Source organism: Nocardia sp. JW2 (assembly GCF_051843015.1).
Lineage (GTDB): Bacteria > Actinomycetota > Actinomycetes > Mycobacteriales > Mycobacteriaceae > Nocardia > Nocardia coubleae.
This window is the reverse complement of record NZ_JBPXLK010000001.1, coordinates 84,683-97,400: the sequence shown is the minus strand read 5'-3', so window position 1 is coordinate 97,400 and position 12,718 is coordinate 84,683. Positions and strand designations below refer to the sequence as shown.

General features: G+C 70.3%; 13 protein-coding genes. 2 read left to right on the top strand and 11 right to left on the bottom strand.

The genetic code is table 11. The annotated features are described in order from the left end of the window. Positions 1–65: 65 nt before the first annotated feature. The 3 genes from nrdR to ACSVDM_RS00425 all read right to left on the bottom strand — a co-directional run bounded on the left by nrdR (position 66) and on the right by ACSVDM_RS00425 (position 2,584). Complete coding sequence (gene nrdR / locus ACSVDM_RS00435) at positions 66–533, bottom strand: transcriptional regulator NrdR (RefSeq protein WP_357145568.1); 468 nt, start codon at positions 531–533, stop codon at positions 66–68. 65 nt (positions 534–598) lie between these two features. Then, on the bottom strand, positions 599–1,816 hold the full coding sequence (locus tag ACSVDM_RS00430) for a hypothetical protein (protein WP_439261885.1): 1,218 nt from the start codon (positions 1,814–1,816) through the stop codon (positions 599–601). Positions 1,817–1,882: 66 nt separating this feature from the next. After that, entirely contained in the window at positions 1,883–2,584 is a 702-nt protein-coding gene (locus tag ACSVDM_RS00425; protein WP_439261883.1) for a hypothetical protein, read from the bottom strand. Between the two features lie 227 nt (positions 2,585–2,811). Here ACSVDM_RS00425 and lexA point away from each other — a divergent pair, with 227 nt between their 5' ends. Beyond that, entirely contained in the window at positions 2,812–3,531 is a 720-nt protein-coding gene (gene lexA, locus ACSVDM_RS00420; RefSeq protein WP_181696961.1) for a transcriptional repressor LexA, read from the top strand. A gap of 2 nt (positions 3,532–3,533) precedes the next feature. Here the strand turns inward: lexA and ACSVDM_RS00415 are convergent, their stop codons facing one another. The 7 genes from ACSVDM_RS00415 to ACSVDM_RS00385 all read right to left on the bottom strand — a co-directional run bounded on the left by ACSVDM_RS00415 (position 3,534) and on the right by ACSVDM_RS00385 (position 10,370). Continuing rightward, positions 3,534–4,274, bottom strand: a complete 741-nt coding sequence (locus tag ACSVDM_RS00415; protein ID WP_439261881.1) for a pirin family protein — start codon at positions 4,272–4,274, stop codon at positions 3,534–3,536. 94 nt (positions 4,275–4,368) lie between these two features. Continuing rightward, positions 4,369–5,241: a lysophospholipid acyltransferase family protein gene (locus ACSVDM_RS00410; RefSeq protein WP_067492761.1), complete on the bottom strand. Its 873-nt coding sequence runs from the start codon at positions 5,239–5,241 to the stop codon at positions 4,369–4,371. An 88-nt stretch (positions 5,242–5,329) separates the two neighbouring features. Continuing rightward, complete coding sequence (gene hflX / locus ACSVDM_RS00405; protein WP_439262635.1) at positions 5,330–6,760, bottom strand: GTPase HflX; 1,431 nt, start codon at positions 6,758–6,760, stop codon at positions 5,330–5,332. A 163-nt stretch (positions 6,761–6,923) separates the two neighbouring features. Continuing rightward, positions 6,924–7,814: a diaminopimelate epimerase gene (dapF, locus tag ACSVDM_RS00400; RefSeq protein WP_439262633.1), complete on the bottom strand. Its 891-nt coding sequence runs from the start codon at positions 7,812–7,814 to the stop codon at positions 6,924–6,926. 44 nt (positions 7,815–7,858) lie between these two features. Beyond that, entirely contained in the window at positions 7,859–8,695 is an 837-nt protein-coding gene (locus tag ACSVDM_RS00395; protein ID WP_439261878.1) for a TrmH family RNA methyltransferase, read from the bottom strand. After that, positions 8,692–9,618, bottom strand: coding sequence for a tRNA (adenosine(37)-N6)-dimethylallyltransferase MiaA (miaA, locus tag ACSVDM_RS00390; protein WP_439261876.1), 927 nt, complete (start codon positions 9,616–9,618; stop codon positions 8,692–8,694). The genes ACSVDM_RS00395 and miaA overlap by 4 nt, the downstream gene beginning before the upstream one ends. After that, positions 9,615–10,370 (bottom strand): hypothetical protein, encoded by a 756-nt coding sequence (locus ACSVDM_RS00385; RefSeq protein ID WP_439261874.1) that lies wholly within the window; start codon positions 10,368–10,370, stop codon positions 9,615–9,617. The genes miaA and ACSVDM_RS00385 overlap by 4 nt, the downstream gene beginning before the upstream one ends. A gap of 263 nt (positions 10,371–10,633) precedes the next feature. On the opposite strand from ACSVDM_RS00385, the gene ACSVDM_RS00380 reads away from it, so the two are divergent. Beyond that, a complete protein-coding gene (locus ACSVDM_RS00380; protein ID WP_067492753.1) occupies positions 10,634–12,013 on the top strand; it encodes a DUF349 domain-containing protein in 1,380 nt (459 codons plus the stop codon). A 53-nt stretch (positions 12,014–12,066) separates the two neighbouring features. On the opposite strand, the gene ACSVDM_RS00375 is transcribed toward ACSVDM_RS00380, so the two are convergent. Beyond that, positions 12,067–12,648 carry an Rv2732c family membrane protein gene (locus ACSVDM_RS00375; RefSeq protein ID WP_439261871.1) on the bottom strand — a complete coding sequence of 194 codons (582 nt, stop codon included), beginning with the start codon at positions 12,646–12,648 and terminating at the stop codon, positions 12,067–12,069. Positions 12,649–12,718: the final 70 nt, after the last annotated feature.

Sequence of the window (12,718 nt, the reverse complement as noted above, 5' to 3'; positions counted from 1 at the left end):
GGAGAGGTTCGGCGAAGAAGTGGGCGAACCGACCCACGGGGGCGGCACGGGCGCGGCGACGCGGCTCAGTCGGTGGCTGCGGTAGCGGCGCGGGCGGCGCGCATCTCGGTGATCTCGCGTTCGAAATCTTCTGCGCTGGTGAAGGATCGGTAGACCGAGGCGAAGCGCAGGTAGGCCACTTCGTCGAGATCGCGCAGGGGGCCGAGGATGGCGAGGCCCACCTCGTGACTGGGGACTTCCGGAGATCCCTTGGCGCGCACCGCGTCCTCGACCTGCTGGGCCAGCAGGTTCAGGGCGTCGTCGTCGACCTCGCGGCCCTGGCAGGCGCGTCGCACACCGACGATCACCTTCTCGCGGCTGAACGGTTCGGTGACACCGCTGCGCTTGACCACCGACAGCACCGCGGTCTCGACAGTGGTGAACCGGCGCCCGCACGACGGGCAGGAACGTCGGCGGCGAATCGCCGTGCCCTCCTCGACTTCCCGCGAGTCGACGACACGCGAGTCGGGGTGACGGCAATACGGGCAATGCATCCGAGGGGTTCCTTCGTCGGTGCGCAGTTCACTTCGCTACTCCATGACTCTTGACAGGATACCGCTCAGGTATGGGTCACCTGCCACTGCGTGGTCAGGTCCGCGATCACGTCGGGCAGCCGGGCGACCAACCGGCCCCGGTCGAGCTTGCCCGGAAACGGCTCGCGGTACACGGCCACGGCCCGCGCGGGGTCGGTGGCCAGGTCGAGGTGGCGGGGCACCAGGTCGGCGGCGAGGTAGGCCCAGCGGTCGTCGCGGTCGGCCCAGTTGAACGCGGGCAGCGGTATCCGCAGGCCGAGCTTGCTGCCGGGAATCGGCGAGCGCACGGTGGCGGGCGCGTACACACCGGGTGCCCGGGCGCCCGTCAGGGCGGGTTTGCCCGCGACCGTGGTGACGTAGGTGAGCACCCGGCCCAGGCCGCCCCGTCCGGCGGCGGTGGCGTCCCATTGTTCGGGGACGATGTGGTTCTGTTCGCGGTCGGCCATGGTCACCAGCGCCGCGGCGAGGCCGGTGCCGTCGTCGATTCCGGTCCAGGCCGCGCGCATGGCGTCGTCGAGCAGGCCCGCCGCGTGCATCTCGTCGATCGCCGCCATCCCGTCGGCGAGGTAGGCCTCGTGCATGGGCACCAGATCTGTGAAGATGTGGCGCTGCATGATGATGAGCCTGGTCTGGTACCACGCCAGATCGTCGGCGGTCAGGCGCGGGCCGAGCAGGGCGAGCGCGGCGATATCGGGCGGTACGGCGGCGACAAGTTCCGGTGGGGTGGCGCGCAGCAGGTCGGCGACGGCCGTGCCGAGTTCGTGGATTCCGGGCACCGACAGCAGGGCGCCGATATCGCCCACGTCGAAGAATCCCGATGCGAACGAGCCGCCCGCGATGCCCGCCAATCCGGCCCAGTAGAAGTCCGGGCGGGCCGCGGCGATGCGGAAGTAGTTCACGTACACACGGGTGAAGGTGTCCGTGTTGGCTGCCACGCCACGCTCCGGCGCCCAGCCGGCGAGGTCGATGCCCGCGTTGTCGGTGGCGACGACGAGCCAATACTGATGCAGCAGTGTGGAATACCGGCTCGGCGCGATCCCGTCGGCTCTGGCCTGGTCGAGCGCCGTACGCAGGGGCTCGGCATTCAGGGGCAGCGCCGGATGGATGCCGCCGGCGAATTCACCGTCGTCGTTGACGGCGGGCAGGTCCAGATAGGCGGTGTAGGTGGGTTCGGCTCGGACGAGGGGCGCGGGCGCCACGGCCGGCAGCACACCCAGGAGCAGAACGATCCAAAAGCTGCGCACGTGACCTCGCATCCGTGCCCCGACCGGCCAGCCCGGCAGGGACAATCGTCACGGTAGCAACGTGTTCTAGTTTTGGGGTCGCGTTTCGAACAAGCCGACCTGCGGGTGGTCACCCGGCTGGGAGATTCCGGGCGTGGACTCGGTCCACTCGCCGAAGCTGCCCGCCCGCAGATGCGCCAATCCCAAGAACGTCACCACGATCAACGCGGTCACCAGTGCCGTGAGGGCCAGCGCCGCCAAGCCCGCCTGCGCCTGACGCACCCGCACCATCGGATGTGCACCGCGCGCACGGGAACCGACCACTCGCGCGTAGAGCGCCTGCTCCGAGCGCGGCCCACGTAATTCCGGCCCACGATCGGACGCCCGCACACCCGCATGCACCCGCCGGGTCGGCGCTTCGATCGGCGACGGGTCTCCGACGAGCGCCCGGGTGGCGGAGCGCGACCGCGTCGACTCCCAGCGGGGCACGGTCGCGAACGCGAGATCCACCTCGGCCTCGGTGATGTCGAAGGTGCGCGCACCCCTGGCCCGGAGCTCGGCACCACGAACCACCTCGGCCTCGCGCGAGCGCCGGACCGGCGCGGCCGGGGGTTGCGGCGGATGCGGGATGAAACGTGCGGCGACTTCCCGCCGCGCCGCACCGTTCCTGCCCTGTCCGCGCACGAGCGCGAAAGGACGTGGAGCGCGGGCGGTTCGGCGGCGACGCAGCACCGGTTCGGGGACTTCGGCGGGATCGTAGGAACGCAAGGCGCTGATCGCTGTGCTCATCGGAAGAACCTCCGGGGTGGTGTGCTCCGCTGGATGAAAGGGCAGGTGAGGCGACGATGACCGAACCTGTTCGAACACCTGTGCGACGAACTGATGTTCGATTTCTACCACGCGGCGACGCACATGTCAGCACGAAACGCCCGACATGCTCGAACAGATGTTTGATACTTCGGCGTGGCCCGACTAGCGTGAGAGAGGCGAATTCGACAAGCGGAAGGGCGGGACAGGTGACCCACACAGACGACACGGGTGACGAAAGCGCTACCGGCACCGTCACATCGGGATCCGGCGCGGATCTCACCGTGCGTCAGCGCACGGTCCTCGAGGTCATCCGCTCCTCGGTGACCGAACGCGGCTACCCGCCGAGCATCCGCGAGATCGGCGACGCGGTCGGGCTCACCTCCACCTCCTCGGTGGCCCATCAGCTGCGCGCCCTGGAACGCAAGGGCTATCTGCGCCGCGACCCGAACCGGCCGCGCGCGGTGAATGTGCGCGGACTCGACGAAGCGGTGCGCGCGGTCACCACCCTGCCCGCCGAACCCGTGGACGACGTGGCCGATCCGAGCCGCCCCACTCCCACCTTCGTTCCGGTCCTCGGCCGGATCGCCGCCGGTGGGCCGATCCTGGCCGAGCAGGCGGTGGAGGAAGTGTTCCCGCTGCCGCGCGAACTCGTCGGCGACGGGTCGCTGTTCCTGCTCAAGGTGGTCGGCCAGTCGATGGTCGATGCCGCGATCTGCGATGGCGACTGGGTGGTCGTGCGTCAGCAGAACGTCGCCGAGGGGGGCGACATCGTCGCGGCCATGATCGACGGCGAGGCGACCGTGAAGACCTTCAAGCGCACCGGCAAAGACGTGTGGCTGATGCCACACAACCCACATTTCGAACCGATCCCAGGAAACGACGCGCAAATCCTGGGGAAAGTCGTCACCGTCATCCGCAAGGTGTGAGGTCAGCGGCTCGCCGCCGCGTCCATCTCCCAGACCAGCACCTCGGCGGGGGTCGTCGCAGTCACGCGGTGGCCGCCCGTCGCGGTGAGCCGCACGGCGTCGCCCTGCCCGAGCGCGCCGTGGTTCTCGTAGTCGACACTGCCCCGGGCGATGAACACGTGACCGTACGGTGCGTCGGGAACGGTGATGCTGTGGCCCGGGTCCAGCCGCGCCACATGGAAAGTGGCGTGGCGGTTGCCGATTCCGATCGCGGCGTCGCCTCGATACCTCGGCATGCCGGAGGCCACCGGCACCAGCGAGTTGCGGCGCAACGCACCGTCGACATCGAGTTCCTGATAGCTCGGCGTCGCACCGAGCGCGTCCGGCGGGATCCACATCTGCACCACGTGCAGCCGTTCCCGCTCCGTCCAGCCTGCGCCGTTGCGTTCGGAATGCAGGATGCCGGTACCCGCACTCATCCGTTGCGCGAGGCCGGGCCGGATCAGTCCCGAGTTGCCCGCCGAATCCTGGTGCACCACTGTGCCTTCCAGCACCCACGTCAGGATCTCGGTGTCACGATGCTGATGCGTGTCGAAGCCCTCGCCGGGGTCGACGATGTCCTCGTTGTGCACCAGCAGCAGCCCGTGCGCGTAGTCCTCGAGCACGAAATTGCCGGTCACGGGGAACGATTGGCGCGAGTCGAGCCACTCGGTGCGCCAGTACCTGCGGTCCGCGCCCGGAATCACCTGCACCTGTGCCACCATCGACCTCGCCTCTCACTATTCGGACCTTGGTCCGTATAGCGCGTAACGCGAGGTGAGCGGTGGGTATTCCGCGAACACCCACCGCTCGGCCGGGTCAGAAGGGCAGCGCGCTCCGCAATCGGCCGATGAGGCCGCGGCCGGTATCGCGCTCACGTTCGGAGAACAGGAACTGCAGCTCCTCCTCCAGGCTTTTCTGCACCACGTCACGCAGGTCGGCGGCTGCGCTGTCGATGTCGTCGGTGCCGATCCACGGGGTGGGATCGATCGGTGCGCCCGCCGAGTAGTAGAACCGTTCCGGGCGCGGAATCGGGGTCGGCCCGATGCCCTTCACCAGCGGCGGGTTCAGCTCGGGGTTGATGCCGAGCAGTTGGCACGTCCACCGCAGTGGCGACATCACCGGATGCTGGCCGTCGAAGACGATGTCGAAGGCATCGTCGATACCGATCATCGCCAACGGCACGATGGGAACGCCGGCCTGGATCGCCATCCGCGCGAACCCGGTGCGGCCCTCCCACTTGAGCACATACTTCTCCCCCTTGCGGCGGATCGCCTCACGACCGCCACCGGGGAACACCACCACCGCCTCGCCGCGCTCGAGCAGCGCGAGGCAGTTCGACCTGGTACCGCGCACGGCACCGAAACGGTGCAGGATCTCCCGCACACCCGGCACCATCAGCACATGCTCGGCCAGACCACGCACCAACCGCCCCCGTTCCCGCAGGATCGCGGGCATCAACAGCGGCGCATCGATCCCGCCGAGCAGGTTGTGGTTGGCCACGATCAGCACCGGGCCCTCGGCCGGAATGTTCTCCAAACCGTAGAAGCGCGGGCTGGCCCAGGCACGCACCGGTGCGAACACCGCCTCGAAGGCCCGGATCTCCCACTCGCTCGGCGCCGGATTCAACGGCGCACCATCACTGAGAACGTGGTCGCCCTGCTCGACTTCGTTCTTCTGGTCGTTCGACATAACACCCTCCTGCTGTCGACAATCGACCATAGCGCGGCGAATATGGCTGTGTCGCATCGGTGTCGGCCGCAAACGCGCGGCAACCCGGCTATCGACCAGCCGACTCCGCAGGTCCGGAATGGGCGAATTCCGACAGGGCCGCCGCCAGCGCGTGTGGCACCCGAGCGCGCACGCGGGTGCCGCCCTCCTCGTGATCGGAGGAGATGATCCGGCCGTCGGCGTGGATGCGGGCGAGCAGGTCACCCCGGCTGTAGGGCAGCAGCACACTGATGTCGACATCGAGCCCGCCGAGTACCTCGGAGAGGCGTTCGCGCAGCTCCTCGATGCCCGCGCCGGTGCGGGCCGACACGAACGCGGCGCCCGGCAGCAGCCCGCGCAGGCGGGTGAGCTCGTCGGGGTCGGCGGCGTCGATCTTGTTGACCACCAGCAGTTCCGGCGGAGCCGCCGTACCCTGCTCCTTGATCACGTCGGTGATGACCTCGCGCACCGCGCGGATCTGCTCGAGCGGCAACGGGTCGGACCCGTCGACCACGTGCAGCAGCAGGTCGGCGCCGGTGACCTCTTCCAGGGTGGACCGGAACGCCTCGACCAGCTGGGTGGGCAGATGACGCACGAAGCCGACGGTGTCGGTGAACACCATCTCGCGACCGTCGTCGAGCGCGGCCCGGCGGGTGGTCGGATCGAGGGTGGCGAACAGCGCGTCCTGCACCAGCAGGCCCGCGCCGGTCAGGGAGTTCATCAGGCTGGACTTGCCCGCGTTGGTGTAGCCGACGATGGCCACCGACGGCACCCCGCTGGCGCTGCGGCGCGCGCGCATGGTGTCGCGTGCGGTCTTCATCTCGCGAATCTCGCGGCGCAACTTGGCCATTCGCTCACGGATGCGGCGGCGGTCGGTTTCGATCTTGGTCTCACCGGGACCACGCAGACCGACACCACCGTTGGAACCGGCACGACCACCGGCCTGCCGCGACATCGACTCGCCCCAACCGCGCAGCCGCGGCAGCATGTATTCCATCTGGGCGAGCGCGACCTGGGCCTTACCCTCGCGGGAGGTGGCGTGCTGGGCGAAGATGTCGAGGATCAGCGCGGTGCGGTCGATGACCTTCACCTTCACGACCTTCTCCAGCGCGGTGAGCTGGGCGGGGGTGAGTTCACCGTCGCAGATCACGGTGTCGGCGCCGGTGTCGAGGACGACGGTGCGCAGTTCCTCGGCCTTGCCGGAGCCGATGTAGGTGGCCGGGTCGGGCTTGTCGCGGCGCTGGATGAGGCCTTCGAGGACCTCCGAGCCCGCGGTCTCGGCCAGTGCGGCCAGCTCGAGCATGCTCGCCTCGGCCTGCGCGGCGCTGCCGGTGGTCCACACGCCGACGAGCACGACCCGTTCCAGGCGCAGCTGGCGGTATTCGACCTCGGTGATGTCGGTGAGCTCGGTGGACAGCCCCGCGACGCGACGCAACGAGGTGCGTTCGTCGAGCTGCATCTCACCGACGGTCGGTTCGGGTGACCAGCCCGGGCGCTGCATCCGCGCCGCGTGGCGGGCCAGCGCGTCGTCGACGTCGCCGCGGTCGGCGGCCACGTCGGCATCGGCCGCGGTGGTGTCGCGGTCCGATGTGGTGTCTGAGGGTACTTCTGGTTTCGTCATACGCCTTCCATGCTGCCACGTCACAGTGACACGGCGCATCCGGTTATCCCTGGGCTTGCGCGTTCCACCAGTCGCGCGACAGTGTGCCCGCGGCGAGCAGGACCGAGGGGCCACGCATCCAGGCGCGGCCGTTGTCGATGGTGACTCGCACCTGCCCGCCCGGTACGCGCACGGTGACCTCGCCCCGACCCGACCCGACCGGCACTCCGGCGGCGGTCAGCGCGGCGGCCGCGGCGGCGACGGTTCCGGTTCCGCAGGAACGGGTCTCGCCGACACCGCGCTCGTAGACGCGCATGTCGACGGCGTTGTCGGGACCCAGCGCGGTGAGGATCTCGACATTGACGCCGTGCGGGAACAGGTCGGGGTCGAAGCCGGGCGACACGCTGAGATCGAGCTTGGCAAGCGCGTCGGCGGTCAGGCTCTCGTCGACGCAGGCCAGGTGCGGATTGCCCACATCGATGCCGATTCCGGACAGTGCCCAGCCGGCCAGGGTGGCGGTGGAGCTGCCGAGCTCACGCACGGCGCCCATGTCGACGGTGACCTCGCCGTCGACCGGGCCCGCGCTGTGCACCTCGACGGGTCGTCCACCCGCGCGGCTGCCGACCACGTACTCGGTGCGGGTTTCCAGGCCGGTGGCGTTGAGGTAGTGGGCGAACACGCGGGTGCCGTTGCCGCACATCTCGGCGATCGACCCGTCGGCGTTGCGGTAGTCCATGAACCAGTCGTCGTCGGCGACACCGTCGGGCAGGGTGTCGAGCACGCCGGCCTCGCGCAGGGCGCCCGCCTTGGCCACGCGCAGCACACCGTCGGCGCCGAGGCCGCGACGGCGGTCGCACAGGGCGGCGACGCGGTCGGCGTTCAGGTCGAGACGCACCTCGAGGTCGGGCAGCACCACGAAGTCGTTCTGGGTGCCGTGGCCCTTGCTGAATTCGATGTCGGACACGTCCGCCATTGTCCCCTGTGCGGGCGCCGAGCCCGTCATCGGGCGAAGGTGCGGCGCTGCCGGGCGATCTCGTACAGGCCGATCGCGCCTGCCGACGGGGCGCCGAGCGAGCTGGCGGTGCCGCCCATCGGGATGGTCACCAGGTCGTCGCAGGCCTGCGACCAGGCCGAACTCATGCCGGTGGTCTCGTTGCCGACCACCAGGATGGTGGCCTCGGTGAAGTCGTAGTCGTAGATGGTCGACGGCGCGTGTTCGTCGGTGCCCACGATGCGGGTGGGGATACCGCGCGCCACCTGCCGGTCGCGGAACTCCACGACCTGGGCGGGGCCCGACGCGCGCAGGACGGGCACGGCGAACAGCGAACCGGTGGAGGCGCGCACCGCCTGCGGGTCGAACTGGTCGGCGCCGTGACCGGTGACGATCACGCCCGAGGCCCCGAAGGCGTCGGCCGAGCGGATGAGGGTGCCGAGGTTGCCGGGCGAGTTCGGCCGGTCGAAGACCACGACGACCGGGAAGTCCTCGCCCGGTTCGCCGGGCGTGTACGTGTCCAGGTCGGGCTGACGCGAATGGGCGACGGCCACGATCTCGGGAATCGTGCCCGACTTCTCCCCCAGCTCGGCCATCAGCTCGGGAACCAGACCCACCTGCGGTATGTCGGTGGTGTCGAGCAGTTCGCGCGCCCAGCTGGACAGATCGGGGGTGCCGAGCCGGTACAGCAGGGTTTCCAGCGGCCAGTCGTTGGCCAGGGCCTGGGTGATCGGGCGGACGCCCTGCACGAGGAAGCGGCCGTCGCGATGACGCTTGGTCCGGTTGTTGAGGTAGGCCTGCCACACCTGCACCGAGGCGTTGCGGGTACTCACTCGTCGGGTCACTGCGCGGTCCGTCCTGTCTGTTCGTCGAGCAGGGTGAGCGTGGTGGCGGCGAGGTCGGGGTCCGCGCCGTCGACCCAGGTCACCCTCGGGTCGCGGCGGAACCACGAGCGCTGCCGTCGCACATAGCGGCGGGTGCCGATGAGGGTGCGTTCGCGGGCGTGCGCGAGATCGTATTCGCCGTCGAGGTAGGCCAGCACCTGGGCGTACCCGATCGCGCGGCGCGCGGTCTGGCCTTCGCGCAGTCCGGCGTCGAGCAGGGTGCGGACCTCCTCGACCAGGCCCGAGTCGAACATGTGCGCGGTGCGGGCCTCGATGCGGGCGTCGAGGGCGGCGGTCTCCCGGTCGACGCCGACGATGACGGTGTCCCAGCGCGGTGCGCCGATGGTCGGGGCCGAGGCGGCGAACGGTTTGCCGGTGAGTTCGACGACTTCCAGTGCGCGGACCATCCGTCGCCCGTCGGTGGGCAGGATGGTGTCGGCCGCGACCGGGTCGGCCGCCCGCAGCGCCGCGTGCACGGCCGCGGCACCGCCGTCGGCCAGCACCGCTTCCCACCGGGCCCGCACCTCGGGGTCGGTGGCCGGGAAGTCCCACTGGTCGAGCAGCGCCTGCACGTACATCATCGAGCCGCCGACGACCACCGGGATACGGCCGCGCGCCATGATGTCCTCGACGATGTCGCTGGCCGCGCTCTGGTAGGCGGCGACCGTGGCGGTCTCGGTGACGTCGAGAACGTCGAGGAGGTGGTGTGGGATGCCGCGCCGCTGCGCGGGCGGCAGTTTCGCGGTACCGACGTCCATGCCGCGGTACAGCTGCATCGCGTCGATGTTGACGATCTCGCCGTCGAGCCGTTCGGCCAGGTCGAGGGCCAGATCGGACTTCCCGGTCGCGGTGGGTCCGACGACCGCGACGGGACGCTTCGTCATCGGCCGGCCTCCCACACGCTCACGTCGTAGCCCACGCCGTACGGTGCGCCCTGGTAGAGGGTGCGGACCCGCGGGTCGGCCGGATCGGGGGCGAACAGGCCGCCGAACGCTTGGTAAGCGGCGCGACCCTCGACCCGCAGTTGCGCACACAGGTCGGGGTCGAGTGCGGCGAGCCCGGCACGGGAGCCGTCGCGCAGGGCCGCATCCAGATCCGATTGGAACGGGGCGGCGCGCTCGTCGAGGTAGCCCGGGGATTTGAGGGTGAGGGTGGCGGCTCCGTCGGCGACGACGAGCACCGCCCACGGCGCCGGATCGGCGTCGAGTTCGGCGCGCAGGTCGGCACCGAAGCGGGCGCACTCCCCCGGTGTTGTGTCGGCGGCGATCACTCGCGCCCGCACGGAGACGCCGGGCGCGGCCTGCTCCCGCAACCACGCGGCGATCAGGACGGGCAGCGGAAGCTGGGGGTCTGCCGGTGCGTCGGCGTTCGCGCCCGGGCCGAGACCGACGACGACATCGGCGCCGAAGCCACGGAAAGTCCCCCGCACACCGGGGTCGAACGTTTCGGCACGCGCGCCTGCGCCGACGACGACCCAGCGATCGGCACGGTCGGCGAGGGTGGCGGCGGCCTCGAGCGCAGCCGCGCGCAACACCACCACCGGCTCGTCGGGAGCATCGCCGGAGGCCACCTGGTGTCCGCACAGTTGTGGCACCAGCATCGGCGGCGACGGGACCAGGGCCGCTATCGAGAACACGAGGTAACCGTAGCCGCACCGGTGGCCCGCACCAGCATCCGGCGCAGGAGGAGCGCACCGGGGTCAGCGAGTGTCCGGCGCCGTGACGCCCCGCGAGATTGCTAGTGTTTTCTGATGCGCCCACCCCCGTCGTCCGGGACGAAATCCCAGGAAACGCGGCATCCGATCCCCGGGATCGATGGTTTCCTCGGCTCGAAGCGGGTTCAATGGGATGTGCTAGAGCGTAACCAGGCAGCCGTGACGCGCGGCAGGGACGGAGAGCAATGACCGACAGCAACGGAACCGCGAAGCCCACCCCCGGTCCGGGTCCGCGACCCTCCGGCACCCCCAAGCCCGGCGGCAAGGCTGCGCGTCCGCCCAAACCACACGCCGTGAAACCCGCTCCCGGCCCCGACCAGGCCCACCCGCACGCGGTGGTGGTGCCCGCGTCCACCGACCCGAGCAAATGGGGTCGCGTCGACGAGGACGGCACCGCCTGGGTGAAGACCGCCGACGGCGAACGTGTCGTCGGCTCCTGGCAGGCCGGTGACGCCGCCGAGGGCCTTGCCCACTTCGGCCGCCGCTTCGACGACCTGGCCACGGAGGTGGCGTTGCTCGAGGCGCGCCTGGCCGCCGGCGCCGATGCGCGCAAGACCAAGGCCGCCGCGCTCGCGCTGGCCGAGACGTTGCCGACCGCCGCCGTCATCGGTGACATCGACGGCCTGGCCGCCCGCCTGCAGGCCATCACCGAGCACTCCGAGGAAGCCGCCGCGCACGCCAAGGAGGAGAAGGAACGCGCCCGCCACGAGCACACCGAGCGCAAGGAAGCCCTGGCCGCCGAGGCCGAGCAGATCGCCGCCGAGTCCACCCAGTGGAAGGCCGCGGGCGACCGGTTGCGCGAGATCCTCGACGAGTGGAAGTCGATCCGCGGTGTCGATCGCAAGGTCGACGACGCGCTGTGGAAGCGTTACTCCAAGGCGCGTGAGGCGTTCAACCGCCGTCGCGGCGCCCATTTCGCCGAGCTCGATCGCGAACGCGCCACCGCCAAGACGCGCAAGGAAGAGCTGTGCGTGCGCGCCGAGGAGCTGTCCGGCTCCACCGACTGGACCGGCACCGCCGCGGTGTTCCGCGACCTGCTCACCGAGTGGAAGGCGGCAGGCCGGGCGCCCCGCGAGGCGGACGAGGCGCTGTGGCGGCGGTTCAAGAGCGCGCAGGACGTGTTCTTCGCCGCCCGCAACGCGGCGGTCTCCGAACGCGACGCGGAGTTCGAGCACAACGCCGTCGCCAAGCAGGAACTGCTCGACGCCTACGAGCACATCGACCCGGCCAACGGCCTCGAGGCCGCCCGCGCCGCCCTGCGCGAACTGCAGGACAAGTGGGATGCCATCGGCAAGGTCCCCCGCGAGCGGATGCAGGAGCTGGAAGGCAGGCTGCGCGCGATCGAGAAGCGGGTGCGCGACGCGGCCGACCAGCAGTGGCGCCGCACCGACCCGGAGGCCGTCGCCCGGGCCGCGCAGTTCCGCGAGCGCGTCGCCCAGTTCGAGGAGCAGGCCGCCAAGGCCGAGGCCGCGGGCAAGAAGCGGGACGCGGAGAAGGCACTCGAGCAGGCCAAGCAGTGGCGTGAATGGGCGGAAGCGGCCGAAGGCGCCGTCAGCAATCTCTGACGAGAACGAGAAACCCCGACCGCCTTCGGTCGGGGTTTTCTTCGTTTCGGGGGCTATTCCTCGCCCAGCAGGCGCTTGCGGTCGCGTTCCTCGGCTTCGCGGGCGGCATTGCGGCGCTGTTCCTCCGCGGCCAGCTGCACGGCGGTGCGGCTCCAGACCACCCGGATCCAGTGGAAGGTGAGCACCATGACGGCCAGGGTGCCAAGGATCAGGCCGATGCCGGGCCCGGCGCCCTCGTAGTTGCCGAGGCCGGGGGTCTGGCGATGCCAGATCGACAGCACGCCGAACACACTCGCCACGGCCGAGCCCGCACAGGCCAGCCAGGCCAGCACCCAGCGCCGGGTGGTCAGGGCCAGCAGCGAGAAGCCGACACCGAACACGATGACCAGCCACACGAAGACGCGGGAGGGCAGCCCGATGTGTTCGAGGCGGGCCGCATCGGTGCTCAGCAGCACATCGAAGCCGCGCGCGGCGCCTGCGTGCGGCAGGATCAGCGAGACGAGCAGGGCGAATACCGCGCCCGCCACCACCATGGCCCGTGCGCCGGGATCGATCTCACCGGCGATCCGCCGTTCGACGGCGTCGATCTCGCCGCGGAACTGCTCGAATTCCTGATCGTTGCCCACCCGGTTCACGTCGCTCCTGTCCGCAGGGTTACTCGGCTCGTGTGCGCCGGGCTCCACTCTGCCATCCCCCGCGCCGTCC